At 66.7% G+C, this 14,261-nt stretch carries 14 protein-coding genes; 11 read left to right on the top strand and 3 right to left on the bottom strand.

Annotation, left to right across the window (positions count from 1 at the left end; translation table 11 throughout):
* Positions 1–106 precede the first annotated feature (106 nt).
* From hfq to J2T07_RS05200, 5 genes are all read left to right on the top strand, one after another.
* Positions 107–367: an RNA chaperone Hfq gene (gene hfq, locus J2T07_RS05220; protein ID WP_167023080.1), complete on the top strand. Its 261-nt coding sequence runs from the start codon at positions 107–109 to the stop codon at positions 365–367.
* A gap of 94 nt (positions 368–461) precedes the next feature.
* A complete protein-coding gene (gene hflX / locus J2T07_RS05215; protein WP_306847833.1) occupies positions 462–1,769 on the top strand; it encodes a ribosome rescue GTPase HflX in 1,308 nt (435 codons plus the stop codon).
* Positions 1,770–1,933: 164 nt separating this feature from the next.
* The gene (hflK, locus tag J2T07_RS05210) at positions 1,934–3,070 is read left to right on the top strand and encodes an FtsH protease activity modulator HflK (RefSeq protein WP_306847830.1); all 1,137 of its coding nucleotides are present in this window, start codon (positions 1,934–1,936) and stop codon (positions 3,068–3,070) included.
* Positions 3,067–3,936 (top strand): protease modulator HflC, encoded by an 870-nt coding sequence (gene hflC / locus J2T07_RS05205; protein ID WP_306847828.1) that lies wholly within the window; start codon positions 3,067–3,069, stop codon positions 3,934–3,936. The genes hflK and hflC overlap by 4 nt, the downstream gene beginning before the upstream one ends.
* A gap of 51 nt (positions 3,937–3,987) precedes the next feature.
* On the top strand, positions 3,988–5,295 hold the full coding sequence (locus tag J2T07_RS05200; protein WP_306847827.1) for an adenylosuccinate synthase: 1,308 nt from the start codon (positions 3,988–3,990) through the stop codon (positions 5,293–5,295).
* A gap of 13 nt (positions 5,296–5,308) precedes the next feature.
* Here the strand turns inward: J2T07_RS05200 and J2T07_RS05195 are convergent, their stop codons facing one another.
* The gene (locus J2T07_RS05195) at positions 5,309–6,457 is read right to left on the bottom strand and encodes a sterol desaturase family protein (RefSeq protein ID WP_306847825.1); all 1,149 of its coding nucleotides are present in this window, start codon (positions 6,455–6,457) and stop codon (positions 5,309–5,311) included.
* A gap of 84 nt (positions 6,458–6,541) precedes the next feature.
* On the opposite strand from J2T07_RS05195, the gene J2T07_RS05190 reads away from it, so the two are divergent.
* From J2T07_RS05190 to J2T07_RS05165, 6 genes are all read left to right on the top strand, one after another.
* Complete coding sequence (locus J2T07_RS05190; RefSeq protein ID WP_306847824.1) at positions 6,542–7,162, top strand: GNAT family N-acetyltransferase; 621 nt, start codon at positions 6,542–6,544, stop codon at positions 7,160–7,162.
* The gene (gene folC, locus J2T07_RS05185) at positions 7,159–8,454 is read left to right on the top strand and encodes a bifunctional tetrahydrofolate synthase/dihydrofolate synthase (RefSeq protein WP_306847822.1); all 1,296 of its coding nucleotides are present in this window, start codon (positions 7,159–7,161) and stop codon (positions 8,452–8,454) included. The genes J2T07_RS05190 and folC overlap by 4 nt, the downstream gene beginning before the upstream one ends.
* A gap of 87 nt (positions 8,455–8,541) precedes the next feature.
* A complete protein-coding gene (locus J2T07_RS05180) occupies positions 8,542–9,606 on the top strand; it encodes an SPOR domain-containing protein (protein WP_306847821.1) in 1,065 nt (354 codons plus the stop codon).
* A 41-nt stretch (positions 9,607–9,647) separates the two neighbouring features.
* The gene (locus J2T07_RS05175; protein ID WP_306847819.1) at positions 9,648–10,283 is read left to right on the top strand and encodes a CvpA family protein; all 636 of its coding nucleotides are present in this window, start codon (positions 9,648–9,650) and stop codon (positions 10,281–10,283) included.
* A 12-nt stretch (positions 10,284–10,295) separates the two neighbouring features.
* Positions 10,296–11,774, top strand: coding sequence for an amidophosphoribosyltransferase (purF, locus tag J2T07_RS05170; protein WP_306847817.1), 1,479 nt, complete (start codon positions 10,296–10,298; stop codon positions 11,772–11,774).
* 42 nt (positions 11,775–11,816) lie between these two features.
* Positions 11,817–12,617 carry a ferritin-like domain-containing protein gene (locus J2T07_RS05165; RefSeq protein WP_306847815.1) on the top strand — a complete coding sequence of 267 codons (801 nt, stop codon included), beginning with the start codon at positions 11,817–11,819 and terminating at the stop codon, positions 12,615–12,617.
* Positions 12,618–12,733: 116 nt separating this feature from the next.
* On the opposite strand, the gene J2T07_RS05160 is transcribed toward J2T07_RS05165, so the two are convergent.
* Positions 12,734–13,462: a UDP-2,3-diacylglucosamine diphosphatase gene (locus J2T07_RS05160; protein WP_306847813.1), complete on the bottom strand. Its 729-nt coding sequence runs from the start codon at positions 13,460–13,462 to the stop codon at positions 12,734–12,736.
* Complete coding sequence (locus J2T07_RS05155; RefSeq protein WP_306847811.1) at positions 13,459–14,202, bottom strand: peptidylprolyl isomerase; 744 nt, start codon at positions 14,200–14,202, stop codon at positions 13,459–13,461. The genes J2T07_RS05160 and J2T07_RS05155 overlap by 4 nt, the downstream gene beginning before the upstream one ends.
* Positions 14,203–14,261 lie beyond the last annotated feature (59 nt).

Genomic DNA, 14,261 nt, shown 5'->3' with positions numbered 1-14,261 from the left:
CTACCAGCGGGCGTTTAAAAGCAGTTAAGATTCAAGACACTTGGGCTGGGGCGTCGCAAGGCGTTTTTTACCCGGACCCGTACGAGAGGCGTAGGGGAGAAGAAGAATGTCCAAAGGGCAATCGTTGCAGGACCCGTTTCTGAATGCGCTGCGGCGCGAGCGTGTACCGGTCGCCATTTACCTGGTGAACGGCATCAAGCTGCAAGGCACGATCGAGTCGTTCGACCAGTTCGTGGTGCTCCTGCGCAACCAGGTGAGCCAGATGGTGTACAAGCACGCCATTTCCACGGTGGTGCCGAGCCGGAACGTCCGGGTCGGCGGGCACGAGAATCACGGCGATGCGGCATCGGGTGACGGCGAGGGTTGAGGGGCCCTGGCTTTGTCCCATATAGGAATGAGTGGGTGCGCGTATGCTTCCGGCTGCGTGCGCCCCTTCTTTTTCCATGAGGTGATTCCCCTAAGTGTTCGATAGACAAAAGAAAGGCGATCGGGCCATCCTGGTGCTGCCGCACTCGCGGGGCGAAGGCGACACGATCCGCCGTGGCGAGGAATTCGCCGAACTGGTCGCTTCGGCCGGTGCTGAGATCCTCACCAGCATTTCGGCCCGCGTCGAGGTGCCGAACCCCCGTTTCTACATCGGCAGCGGCAAGGCGGAAGAGGTCGCGGAGGCCGTCCGCGCGTTGGAGGCCGATCTCGTCCTGGTCGACCATGTGCTCAGCCCGGTGCAGGAGCGCAATCTCGAAAAGCACCTCAAGGCCCGGGTGGTGGATCGCGCCGGGCTGATCCTGGACATCTTCGCCCAGCGTGCCCGTTCGCACGAAGGCAAGCTCGAGGTCGAACTGGCCCAGTTGAAGCACCTGGCCACGCGCCTGGTGCGCGGCTGGACCCACCTTGACGCCCAGCGCGGCGGTGCCATCGGCAACCGCGGCCCAGGCGAAACCCAGCTGGAAACCGACCGCCGCCTGCTCGCGGAAAGAGTGAAGATGCTGACCAAGCGTCTTGAGAAGGTGCAGGTCCAGCGCGACCAGCAGCGTCGCGCGCGGCTGCGCAACACCGTGCCGCGCGTGGCCCTGGTCGGCTACACCAACGCGGGCAAGAGCACCCTGTTCAATGCCCTGACCACCGGCGGCGTCTACGCGGCCGACCAGTTGTTCGCCACGCTGGACCCCACGGTGCGCAAGGTCGACGGCCTGTCCTGTGGTCCGGCGGTTGTCGCCGACACGGTCGGTTTCATCCGTGAGCTTCCCCATGACCTGGTCGCGGCCTTCCGCGCGACCCTGGCCGAGGCGCGCGACGCGGATCTCCTGATCCACGTCAGCGACGCCGCGGACGAGGAGCGCGAGCTGCTGGCCCGGGTGGTGAACGAGGTGCTGGAGGAAATCGGTGCCGGCGACGTGCCCCAGCTGTCGGTCATGAACAAGGTCGACCTCGTCGACATGGTGCCGCGGATCGATCGTGGGGACGACGGCAAGCCACGCCAGGTCTGGCTTTCGGCCGCCACGGGTGCGGGCGTGGACGGCCTGCGCGAGGCGCTGGGCGAACTGCTCGGTGGCGACCGCATCCGGGCAGGGCTTGAGCTTCCTCTCAGCGCCGGACGCCTGCATGCGCGGCTCAAGGCGGCGGGAGCGATCGCGGGAGAGGCCGTGGACGAGCATGGTTGGCACCTCGACATCGATGCGCCGCGTTCCGTGCTGGCGCCCCTGCTGGGCGACGATGTGCACGCGGGCTCCCTGCGCGAGCTGATCGATCCGGTCCACGCCGGCCACTGATCGAGCACTCATCGGTACCCATCTGATAGAATTCACAGCGTTTGCGTGCCCTATCGGCGCGGCGAAGGGCGCTCGCGCGTCCGGCGTCCATCCCCCGCCGCGGCGGGTCCACCTCAAGGCTTGTCAGCCGCCCACCCTCCGGTCCCCGAAGGAGACTGTCGCCCATGGCTTGGAACGAACCCGGTAACGGCCAGAAGGATCCCTGGAACCGCAACCGGTCGAGCGGGCGCAAGCCCGACATCGACGCGGCGATCAAGAGCCTCAGGGCCCGGTTCGGCAAGTTCGGCGCGGGCAGCGGCGGTGTCTTTGCCATCGTGCTGGTCTTCATCGTCGCCTGGCTGCTGGTCTCCAGCTATACGGTCATCGATGCCCGCCAGGTCGGCGTGGTGCTGCGCTTCGGCCAGTTCTCGCGCATCCTGCCCCCCGGTTTCCATCTCAAGGCGCCCAGCCCGGTCGAGACCGTGACCAAGGTCGAAACGACCCAGGTGCGCTCGGTTTCCGACAATGTCTCGATGCTCACCCGCGACGAGAACATCATCGCGATCGACTTCAACGTGCAGTACCAGGTTTCCGACGCCCGGAAGTTCCTCTACTCCAACGCCGACCGCGAGGAGAACACCATCCACAACGCGGCCGAGGCCGCGGTGCGCTCGGTGGTCGGCGCCAACATCATGGACAACATCCTCACCACGCCGGGCGTCGACACGCCGACGCCGGACCAGGCGCCTGTCGCGGGTGTCGCGCCGGCGGCGAAGGAAACCCTGCAGCAGCAGACGCGTGACATCCTCCAGGCCACGCTCGACAAGTACGACGCGGGCATCCTCGTCACCGGCGTCAGCTTCCAGAACGTCTCGCCGCCGAAGGAAGTGAAGGATGCCTTCGACGACGTCAACGCCGCCCGCGAAGACAAGCAAAGCGAAGAGAACAAGGCCCGCGCCTACGAAAGCCAGGTGGTGCCTGTGGCGCGTGGCGAGGCCGCGCGCATCGCCGCCGAAGCCGAGGCCGATCGCGTCGAGCGCATCGCCCGTGCCAATGGCGACGTCGAGCGCTTCAACTTGTTGCTCAAGCAATACCGCGCCGCCCCGGATGTCACCCGCCGGCGCCTGTGGCTGGAAACCGTGGAGGAAGTGATGGCCGGCAATCCGAAGGTCGTCGACGGCAGCAATGGCAAGAACATCATCCAGTTGCCGGTCGAGACGAACAACGGCGCGGTACGCAATGTTCCAGGCGTGGGCACGGTCATCCAGTCCGCGACGACGACCGACGCCACTCCGAATCCGTCGCAGGGGAACGCCCAGTGAAGATCGTCTCCGGCCTCATCGTCGTCGCCCTCGTCCTCCTGGGCTTCAACAGCGCCTTCGTCGTGAAGGAAGGCGAGAACGCGCTGCTGCTGCAGTTCGGCCGTATCGTGCGTGCCGATTACCAGCCCGGCCTGCATTTCAAGATCCCGGTGGTGCAGCAGGTCATGCGTTTCGACAACCGCATCCTCGGCCTGGATGCACAACCGGAACGTTATTTCACGCTGGAGAAGAAAAGCGTCAACGTCGACTTCTACGTGAAGTGGCGGATCGCCGATAACGCGTCTTACTACCGCGCGACCTCCGGCGAACAGGTACAGGCGATCCAGCGCCTCACCCCGATCGTGAAGGATGCGCTGCGCTACGAATTCAATGCGCGCCCGCTCGAAGACCTTATCGCCGGTGGTCGCAAGGACATCACCGAGCGCGTACGCCAGCAGACCGACGCCGTGGCCCGCAAGAACCTCGGCATCGCCATCGTCGACGTGCGTATCAAGCGCATCGACCTGCCTGACGAGGTGAGTGGCTCGGTCTATAAGCGCATGCGCGCCGAGCGCCTGCAGCTTGCCAATGAATTGCGTTACACCGGTCAGGAGAGTGCCGAGACCATCCGTGCGGACGCCGATCGCCAGAAGCTGGTGCTGCTGGCCGATGCCAACCGCGAGGCGACCAAGGTCAAGGGCGATGGCGACGCGCAGGCTGCCGCCATCTATGCCCAGGCATACAGCCAGGATCCGGAATTCTTCGCCTTCTACCGCAGCCTCGCGGCTTACCGGAAGGCCTTTGCCGATGGCAAGGGCACCTTCGTGCTGAAGCCCGATTCCGAATTCCTGCGCTACCTCAACGATGGCCCCGGCCGTCCGCGCTGAACCCGATCCACATCGCCCGGCAGGGCACCGCAACTAAAGAGAAGCATCAACATGGGTAAGTCAGTCGTCATTCTCGGCGCGCAATGGGGCGACGAGGGCAAGGGCAAGATCGTCGATCTCCTCACCGAACGTGTCGGCGCCGTCGCGCGTTTCCAGGGTGGCCACAACGCCGGCCATACGCTGGTGATCAAGGGCAAGAAGACCGTCCTGCACCTCATCCCGTCGGGCATCCTGCGCGACGACGCGCTCTGCCTGATCGGCAACGGCGTCGTGCTTTCGCCGGCTGCCCTGATGAGCGAAATCGCCGAACTGGAAGAGCAGGGCGTCGATGTCCGCCCGCGCCTGAAGATCTCGCCGGCCACGCCGCTGATCATGCCGTACCACATCGCCGTCGATAAGGCGCGCGAAGTGGCTTCCGGTGCCAAGGCCATCGGCACCACCGGCCGTGGCATCGGCCCGGCCTACGAGGACAAGGTCGCCCGCCGTTCCATCCGCGTGGCCGACCTCATGTATCCGCACGAGTTGCCGGAGAAGGTCCAGGCCGCCGTGGAATATCACAACTTCGTGCTCACCCAGTGGCTGAAGGCCGAGCCGGTCGACTACCAGACCGTGCTCGACGAAGCGCTCACCTGGGGCGAATACCTGCGGCCGATGGTCGACGACGTCGCGACCATCCTGCACGACGTTCGTCGCGAGGGTGGCAACATCCTTTATGAAGGCGCGCAGGGTGCGTTGCTCGACATCGATCACGGTACCTATCCCTATGTCACCTCGTCGAACACCACGGTGGGCGGCGCGCTGGCCGGCACCGGCGTCGGTGCGCGTGACATCGACTATGTGCTGGGCATCTGCAAGGCCTACGCCACGCGCGTCGGTGGCGGTCCGTTCCCGACCGAGCTCAACGACGAGATGGGCGAACTCCTGCGCAAGAAGGGTAACGAATTCGGTGCCAGCACGGGCCGTCCGCGCCGCTGCGGCTGGATCGACCTGGTGGCGCTGAAGCGCGCGGTGCAGATCAACGGCATCGACGGCCTCGCCATCACCAAGCTCGACGTCCTCGACGGGCTGGAAAGCATCAAGGTCTGCATCGCCTACGAATACCGCGGCAAGCGTCGTGAACTGGCTCCGCTGGATGCCGACGGCTGGGACGAGTGCAAGCCGGTCTACCTGGAGTTCCCCGGTTGGGAGGAATCCACCGCGGGCATCCGCGACTGGAACAAGCTGCCGCCGGCCGCCCGTGCCTACCTGCGCGCGGTGGAAGAGCTTTCGGGCTGCAAGCTGGCCCTGGTCGCCACGGGCGCCGACCGTGACGATACGATCGTCCTGGACGATCCGTTCGGCGGCGACGACAACTGCTGATCTTCGGCAGTCCCTAGCCCTCGCCGACAGGGTCGGCTCCCACCAAAGCCGTGGGAGCGGACCCTGTCGGCGATAGGTGCCCCGAACCTGTGGGAGCCGACTTCGTCGGCGATGGGTGTTCGCCAAGCCGCCCACCCTCCAACGCATGCAGGTCGATCTCCTTCACCGGCACCGGCCGATAATCAGCGTCGAAGGCGACCTCGCCCAACCGCCAGCCCGCCTTGCACGTGACCGCGCCCCAGAAGCGGCGAAACGCCGCCCAATGCAGGCCCGTCAGCCCTTTCTCGTTGTCCGCATCCACCATGGGATCGCCCACGCCCGTAGGCCGGATCGGCTCGCCATGCAGCGCGGTGCCGAACAGGGAATCCCAGATCGAGAACACCTGGCCGAAATTGCAGTTGTGCAGGTTGGGGCGATCCGGGTCCACCAGCATGTGGTGAAGACGGTGGAACACGGGCGAAACGAACAGACGGTCGAAAACCGGCCCGAAGCGCACGCGCACGTTCGCATGCGAGAAGTTCTGCACCAGTTCGCCCAGCAGCATCAACCATGCGAAGTCGGTGGGCGCGACGCCGATGAGCAGGCCCACGCCTGCCAGCACCATCGACTGCAGGAAGCCATCGACAAGGCTGCCACGGTCGTTGGTCCAGCAACTCATCTGCCGGGTGCTGTGATGCATGCTGTGCAGCGCCCACCACCAGGGCAGCGCATGCTGCAGGCGATGCATCCAGTAATAGACCAGGTCGTAGATGACGTAATAGACCAGGAACAGCGCCAGCGGATGGCCGTTCAACGCAGGCACCCAGTGCACGATGCCGAGCGGTGAATCGTCGTCGCCCGTGGCGCCCGTCCCACCGAAGGCATTGCCGATCGGCGTCAGGACGAGGTAGCTGAACATCGGGAAGATGCCGAGCAGCATCATCAGCGTGTATTGCCAGTCCACGCGCGTGAGCTTGCGGTCCGCCCACTTCTCGGCGGGGATCACCGATTCCAGCGGGCGGAACAGCAGCGCGATGATCGCCACTTGCAGGATCGAGATGAGGATCGCTCCGGCGATCTCCCGTGGATCGCCGGCCAGGCCGGTCAGGTGGAGCAGGGCGAGGAACGGGACGATGGCATGGGCACTCGTCCAGTCGACAAGATGGGACCATCCCGCGAACATGCTGGCTACCTTCGCAAGACCGCGCAGGTGCGCGCGGCCGACACTCCCATTAAGCTGCACGCCTCTTTCGTTGGGCTTTCCGCCATGCGCCACATTCCAGGGATCGACGTACGGACTTACGTGGGCAAGGAGATCCTGCCCGTGGCCGGGGAATTGTCCGGGTTGCGCCTGTCGGTATTTCGCGACTGGCCCTATCTCTACGAAGGCGACCGCGCCTACGAGGAGGATTACCTCGCCGCCTATGCAGCATCGCCACGGAGCGTGTGCGTGGTCGCGCGCGACGAGACGGGGCGCGCGGTGGGTGCCTCCACCGGCATGCCGCTCGCCGACGAAGGCGAAGCCTTCCGCCGTCCCTTCATCGAAGGCGGCATCGTGCCGGGCGACGTGTTCTATTTCGGCGAATCGGTGCTGCTCGCACCCTGGCGGGGACGGGGCATCGGCCACGCATTCTTCGATGCCCGCGAAGCGCATGCGCGCGCCTCCGGCCCCTTCCGTTGGACGGCCTTCTGTTCGGTGCGGCGCGAGCCGGGCGATCCGCGCAAGCCGGCGAACTATCATCGAAACGACGCGTTCTGGCTCGGCCGCGGCTACACGCCGGCCATCGACTTGAGCTGCACCTTGTCGTGGAAGGAAATCGGCGCCGACGCGGCGACGCCGCACGTGCTCGATTTCTGGATGCGTGAACTGGACCGGGACCCTGCATGACGCGCACGCTGGCCGAGTGGCTTGCCTACCAGGAGCGAACGCATCCACGCGACATCGCGTTGGGGCTGGAGCGCGTGCGCGCCGTTTGGGAAGCCATGGGTGCGCCGCGTCCGGCGCCTATCGTGATCACCGTCGGTGGCACGAACGGCAAGGGATCCACGGTGGCCTTGCTGGAGGGCATGCTGCGCGCGGCGGGCTACCGCACGGGTTGTTACACCTCGCCGCACCTCCTTCGCTACAACGAGCGTATCCGGATCGATGGCGAGGACGCCGGTGACGACGCGTTGGTCGCTTCGTTCGAAAGGATCGAGGCAGCGCGCGGCGACATCCCGCAAACCTACTTCGAATTCGGCACGCTAGCCGCCATCGACCTGATGGCGCGCGCATCGCTCGACGTCGCCATCCTCGAGGTCGGCCTGGGTGGTCGGCTCGACGCCGTGAATATCGTCGATCCCGATGTCGCCGTCATCACCACGGTGGACCTGGATCACCAGGACTGGCTCGGCGGCGATCGCGACAGCATCGGTCGCGAAAAGGCGGGCATCGCCCGTGCGGGCAGGGCCGCGATCGTCGGTGAACCGGCACCCCCAGCCAGCCTGCTACAAGTCTTGCGCGACATCGGCGCCCATATCGTCCGTGCCGGCGAGGCCTTCACCGTCACCACGACACCGGCTGAAGCCGCTCCCACAAGGGCGGCTCCCACGGGCTGGCGCTGGACCCATCGGGACGGCACGGTGCTCGACCTGCCTCGGCCGGCCCTCGATGCACCGGTGCAGATGGCCAACGCGGCGACGGCCATCGCGGCCATCCACGCCCTGGGCCCCCGCGTGGATGTATCGCCACAAGCCATTCGGCGCGCCCTCGAACAGGTGCACGTGGCCGGCCGCCTCCAGCGCATCGCCGAGCGTCCGCGCACTCTCGTCGACGTGGGCCATAACCCGCAGGCCGCGCGGGCGTTGGCGGCATGGCTGGACGCCGAACCCGCGGCGGGCCGCGTCTTCGCGGTATACGGTGCCCTCGCGGACAAGGACGTGGCCGGTGTCGTCGCGGCCCTGGGGCGACGGATCGATGGCTGGTTCCTCGCTGGCCTGGAGCGCGATACCCCGCGCGGCCTGCCCGCCGATGCGATCGCGGCCACGCTCGCCGCCGTGCTCCCGGGTGCCGCCGCACAGGCGTTTCCGGATGTCGCCCTGGCCTGGGCGGCCGCGCGTGACGCCGCAGGCGACGAGGACACCGTGCTGCTTTTCGGCTCCTTCTTCGTCGCGGGCGCCGCCTTGTCCACGGTCACGTGAACGCCGGCACGGGCGAGGCGCCGGGGCAGGTCCATTGCCGGTTATAATCGCCGCGATTCGCTTTGCACCGGTCGTATGGAGCCTTCCTTGAAAACACGCATGCTGGGTGCCGCCGTCCTGATCGCCCTGGCGGTCCTGTTCTTGCCGATGTTGTTCTCCAGCACGCCGCCCAAGTCCGACGCCGACCAGACCGTCAGCCTGGCGATCCCGCCGGCACCGGATCGTGAACTGCAGACGCGCACGCTCGACGTGGCGCCAAACGGCTCACCAGCGACGGTGAACGGACCGCAGACCGCCGGAGCGGTGCCCCAACAGCCCGCGGCCGCCGTTTCGGCGCCTTCGGCCAGCGTCATTCCCGGCAGTGGCGGCCGTCTCGCTTCGGTGGACATCGCCTCGCGCAAGCCCGCTGATGCGTTGCCGGAAGATTTCGCCAACGCGCCGGCCGCCAGCAAGCCTGCGGCCACCCCGGCCACTCCGGCCAAGCCGGCGGCCAGGCCCGCCACCACGCCCGTTGCCTCGGCACCGCCAGCCACGCCGGCCGCGGCACCCGTCGCCCTGCCGCCGGGTACCGCCGCGCGAGGCAGCTACAGCATCAACCTCAGTGCGTACGCGGATCGCTCCAAGGCCGACGCCCTCGTGCAGAAAGTGAAGGCGCTGGGCTATCCGGTGAGCACCGCGTCGACCACGCAGGCCGGAAAGTCGCTTACGCGGGTCACCGCCGGGCCGTTCGAATCGCGTGCCGCCGCCGAGACCGCCCGTCTGAAGATCGTCGCCGCGGTGCCTGGCGCCCCGGCCAGCCTGTCGACCAAGGCCGAGACGCAGACCGCCGACGCCCCGGCGCCGTCGCGCCCGGCCGCCACCACCCCGGCTCCCGCCGCGGCCACGCCCAGCGTACCCACCGCCGCGCCACGCGCGGGTGGTTTCGCGGTCCAGGTCGCCGCGGTCAGCAGCGAGACCGAAGCCACGCGCCTGCGCGACAAGCTGCGCGGCGCGGGCATTCCGGGCTATGTGGATAGCATCGCCTCCAGCAGTGGCGCCAAGTTGTGGCGTGTCCGCGCGGGGCCTCAGACGCAGCGTGACGACGCGGTGCGCCTGAAGGACCAGATCAAGGCCAAGGTGGGCCTCGATGGGGTTGTCGTCCCGGCGCCCTGACGGGCCGGACCGACTCCCGTCGTGAATTCGAGGAGCGTCACGTGAATTGGGCCGATTACGTCATCCTTGCCGTACTGTTCATTTCGGTCTTGATCGGCCTCGCGCGTGGCCTCATTTCCGAAGTGCTTTCATTGGTGATCTGGGTGGCCGCGTTCTGGATCGCGTGGCTGTTCGGGCCGGTGGTGGCGCGTTACTTCGAGAGCAGCGTGTCGCTGCCGTCGGCGCGGATCGCCATCGGCTACGGCTTGTGCTTCATCACGGTGCTGCTCGTCGGCGCCGTGTTCCGGTTCCTGATTTCGCGCCTGGTCTCGGGAACGGGGCTGGGTGGCATGGACCGCCTGCTCGGGATGATCTTCGGTCTCGCGCGCGGCGTGCTCATCGTGAGTGGCGTGGTGTTCCTGCTGGGCTTCACGCCGTTGCCGAACGAGCCCATGTGGCGCGAATCCGCGATGCTGCCGCAGTTCGCCGCGCCGGCCGCGTGGCTTGGCCAGCAGGTGCCGGCGAACGTGCGCGAGTACATGCACCCACCGGCGGCGCTGCAGAACATGAAGATGCCGGACGTGAAACTGCCCAGCCGGGAAGAATTGATGAAACTGCGCGACCTGACGATCCCCGCGCAGCCCACGAAAGATTCGAATGCTCACCCTGCCGCCGCGACCACGGCGGCCTCTTCGTAGAAGGCAACACCCATGTGCGGAATCATCGGCATCGTCGGTACCACGGAAGTGGCATCGGCCCTGTATGACGGCCTGACCGTCCTGCAACATCGCGGGCAGGATGCCGCCGGCATCGCCACGGTGGATGGCGCGCGTCTGCGCCTGCACAAGGGCAATGGCCTGGTTCGCGACGTCTTCAACTCCGCGGGCGTCAGCAAGCTGCGCGGACGCATCGGTATCGGTCATTGCCGCTATCCCACGGCAGGCTCCGAAGGTACCGAGGAGGCGCAGCCGTTCTACGTCAACTCGCCCTACGGCATCGCCTTCGCGCACAACGGCAACCTCGTGAACACCGAGACCCTGCGCAAGGAGATGTTCGAGGACGACCGCCGGCACATCGACACCGATTCCGATTCCGAGGTGCTGCTCAACGTGCTCGCGCACGAACTGCAGGTGGACGATCGCGGCGACCTTACGCCGGAGCATGTCTTCAAGGCGATCTCACGCGTGCATGCGCGCGCCCGCGGCGGCTATGCCTGCATCGCGCTGGTGCTTGGCTATGGCCTGATCGCCTTCCGCGATCCCAACGGCATTCGCCCGCTCGTGCTCGGCGAGCGCGTCACGCCGGAAGGCCGCGAATATGCGATCGCCTCCGAATCGGTGGCGCTCGACGTGCTCGGCTTCAAGCGCCTGCGCGACATCGCGCCGGGCGAAGCGGTGATCGTCACCGATGGCGGTGAACTCCACGCGCAGCATTGCGCCGAAGGGGCGGTCCACGCGCCGTGCATCTTCGAGTACGTCTATCTCGCGCGTCCCGATTCGATGATCGAAGATGTCTCGGTGTACAAGGCGCGTCTGCGCATGGGCGAGAAGCTGGCCGAGAAGATCCTCCGCGAACGTGGTCCCGACCATGGCATCGATGCGGTCATTCCCATTCCCGATACCTCGCGCACGGCAGCAAGCTCGCTGGCGCAGGTCTTGGGCGTACCCATGCGTGAGGGATTGGTGAAGAACCGCTATATCGGCCGTACCTTCATCATGCCGGGGCAGGGCGAGCGGGTGAAATCGGTGCGCCGCAAGCTCAATGCCATCGATCTCGAATTCCGCAAGAAGAACGTCCTGCTGGTGGATGACTCGATCGTTCGTGGTACGACGTCGCGCCAGATCATCCAGATGGCCCGCGACGCCGGTGCGAAGAATGTGTACTTCGCCTCGGCCGCGCCGCCGGTGCGTTATCCGAACATCTACGGCATCGACATGCCCGCGGCCTCTGAACTGGTCGCGGCCGGGCGTACCGTGGAGGAAGTGGAGAAGGCGCTCGGTGCGGACTGGTTGATCTACCAGGACCTCGACGACCTCGTCTGGGCCGTCGCCGATGGCAACGAAGCTCTCACCCATTTCGATACGTCGTGCTTCTCCGGCGAATACGTCACGGGCGTCGAGGCGGGCTTCCTCGAGCAGCAGGAAGCACTGCGTTCCGACGCGGCCAAGAACGAGCGCCGCAGCGCCTGAGCAGTGGGCGGCGTGGATGACGAATCACGCCGCCATCGATCCATGAACGACCTGCACACCGCCGCCCGACAATGCCTCGATGCCGCCGATCCGGCCGAGAAGGTCCGGCTCAGCTTCCAGACCTGGGCGGCCCTGCAAGCGGGCGAGCTGGCGCCGGATCCGTCATCGCCGCCGGCGCGTCCCATCGCACTTCCGGGCCGGCCCGAACGTCCTCGCCTGGTCCCTTCCCGTGAGGTGGCACAGCGTGGCCTGGGCACGGCGGAAGGCCGCGCCGCGCTCGTGCATGCCATCGCGCATATCGAATTCAACGCCATCGACCTGGCCTGGGACGCGGTCTACCGTTTCCGCGGGAAGCCGTTGGCGTATTACCGCGACTGGGCCTCGTGCGCCAACGACGAGGCGCGGCATTTCACGATGCTGTCCAGCCGTCTCGCCGAACTCGGCCACGTCTACGGTGATTTCGACGCGCACAACGGCCTGTGGGAGATGGCGGAAAAAACGGCGCACAGCGATACGGCACGCATGGCACTCGTGCCGCGCGTCCTTGAAGCGCGCGGGCTCGATGTCACTCCCGGCATGATGGAGCGACTACGCCGCCAGGGCGACGAACGCACCGTCGCGATCCTCGAAGTGATCCTGCGCGAGGAAGTGGCCCACGTGGCCGCGGGGACGCGCTGGTTCCACTGGTGCTGCGAGCGCGACGGGATCGAGCCCGAGGCCACGTTCGCGCGACTCCTCTCCGATTACATGAACGGTTCGCTGCGAGGTCCCTTCAATCTCGATGCGCGCCGCGCGGCGGGGTTTTCCGAGAGCGAGCTGGCCTGGCTGGGCACCCTGGGCTGAGCCTGCCGTGTTGCATGAGCTTGCCCTGTGGGAGCCGACTTCGTCGGCGATCCCGCGGCAGCAGGCCAGGTTACGGCAAGCACCCATCGCCGGCAGAGCCGGCTCCCACCATCACGTCAGGTGAGTGAGAGTCCGCGAAGGTCGACCGCGTGGCCGTCGATCGACAACACCGAGCCATGGTCGTACCAATCGCCCAACACGATCCGTTGCGCAGGCGCGCCGTCGAACTCGAAATCGTGGATGGCGGGCCGGTGCGTGTGCCCGTGCACGAGGCGATGGACACCTGCTCGGCGCATGGCGTCTTCGACCGCGCCCTGGTTCACGTCCATGATCGTCTCATCGATGCGGCCGGTACGCGATTTGCTGTCGCTGCGCGCCTGGGCGGCGAAGGCACGGCGTGCCTCCAGCGGCATCGAGAGGACTTGTGCCTTCCATGCTTCCGTCCTTACCTGGGCGCGAACCGCCTGGTACTCGACATCGTCGGTGCAGAGTACGTCCCCGTGCATCAGCAGGGTGGGCACGCCTTCGATGTCATGCACGGTGCCGTCGTCGAGCAGGGTCATGCCCGCGCGTTCGGCGAAGGCGGGCCCGAGCAGGAAGTCGCGATTGCCGACCATGAAGTAGACGGGAACACCGGCATCGCTCAGGCCGCGCGTGGCCTGAGCGATCCGTGCCGGCAATTCCGCATCGTCGTCGTCGCCGATCCACGCCTCGACGAGGTCGCCGAGAATGTAGAAGGCATTCGCCGAGCGCGCTTCATCTGAAGCGAGGAATTGTTCGAACAACAGCGTGATATCGGGACGCCTCTCGTCGAGGTGCAGGTCGGCGATGAATAGCGTGCTCATGCGGCCTTCGGCGGCGTCGAGGTTTTCTTCTCGCCCTTCTTGGGCATGGCCGGCTTGGCCGGCGCGGTCGTGGGCTTCGCCGGTGTGCTGGCGGGGGCCGCGGCGGAGGAAGAGGGGGAGGGCGCCGCCTTTTCTTCGCCGACCACATTGGCCGATTCGATGACGACCAGCGGATTCGGCACGTCGCCGACGAACGGACCCTGCGCGCGCGTGGGCAGGGCGGCGATCTTGTCGATCGTGTCCATGCCGTTCAGGACCTTGCCGAACACGGCGAAGCCCCAGGTGAGGCCGCTCTGATTGCTCACGTAGTCGAGCCGGCGGTTGTCGACGAGGTTGACGAAGAACTGTGCCGTACCCGAGTTCGGGTCGGTTCCGCGCGCCACCGCGACGGTGCCGCGCAGGTTGGAGAGCCCGTTGTCCGCCTCGCTGGGGATCGCCGCGCGCGTGCGCCTTTGCGTCAGGTCGCGACTGTAGAGGCCACCCTGGACCATGTAGCCATTGACCACACGGTGGAACACCGTGCCGTCGTAGAAGCCGTCGCGCACGTATTGCAGGAAGTTGGCGACACTCTTTGGTGCTTTCTCCGGGAACAGCTCCAGGGTGAAGTCGCCCTGGGTGGTGTGCATCGTCACGCGGGGATGCTCGACGGGGCCGGGCGCCGGTGTCGCCGGCTTGGTCGCCTGCGCGAACGCGAGGACGGGCAGGGCGAGGAGGACGCTGGCGAATACGGCTTTGAGCATGGGTGACCGGTCGTGACGGTGGAACATTCCCGGCATGATACCCCCCTTTGCCGGGCGGA

The sequence above is a fragment of the Luteibacter jiangsuensis genome (assembly GCF_030812295.1).
GTDB classification, from domain to species: domain Bacteria; phylum Pseudomonadota; class Gammaproteobacteria; order Xanthomonadales; family Rhodanobacteraceae; genus Luteibacter; species Luteibacter jiangsuensis_A.
This window is presented reverse-complemented; position numbering and strand designations above follow the sequence as displayed.

What these genes read in the sequence shown, in the direction of transcription:
- J2T07_RS05195 (WP_306847825.1), bottom strand. Translation starts at nt 6,457, where the DNA reads ATGTTCGCGGGATGGTCCCATCTTGTCGACTGGACGAGTGCCCATGCC.
- hflK (WP_306847830.1), top strand. Translation starts at nt 1,934, where the DNA reads ATGGCTTGGAACGAACCCGGTAACGGCCAGAAGGATCCCTGGAACCGC.
- folC (WP_306847822.1), top strand. Translation starts at nt 7,159, where the DNA reads ATGACGCGCACGCTGGCCGAGTGGCTTGCCTACCAGGAGCGAACGCAT.
- J2T07_RS05160 (WP_306847813.1), bottom strand. Translation starts at nt 13,462, where the DNA reads ATGAGCACGCTATTCATCGCCGACCTGCACCTCGACGAGAGGCGTCCC.
- J2T07_RS05190 (WP_306847824.1), top strand. Translation starts at nt 6,542, where the DNA reads ATGCGCCACATTCCAGGGATCGACGTACGGACTTACGTGGGCAAGGAG.
- J2T07_RS05165 (WP_306847815.1), top strand. Translation starts at nt 11,817, where the DNA reads ATGAACGACCTGCACACCGCCGCCCGACAATGCCTCGATGCCGCCGAT.
- hfq (WP_167023080.1), top strand. Translation starts at nt 107, where the DNA reads ATGTCCAAAGGGCAATCGTTGCAGGACCCGTTTCTGAATGCGCTGCGG.
- J2T07_RS05155 (WP_306847811.1), bottom strand. Translation starts at nt 14,202, where the DNA reads ATGCTCAAAGCCGTATTCGCCAGCGTCCTCCTCGCCCTGCCCGTCCTC.
- purF (WP_306847817.1), top strand. Translation starts at nt 10,296, where the DNA reads ATGTGCGGAATCATCGGCATCGTCGGTACCACGGAAGTGGCATCGGCC.
- J2T07_RS05200 (WP_306847827.1), top strand. Translation starts at nt 3,988, where the DNA reads ATGGGTAAGTCAGTCGTCATTCTCGGCGCGCAATGGGGCGACGAGGGC.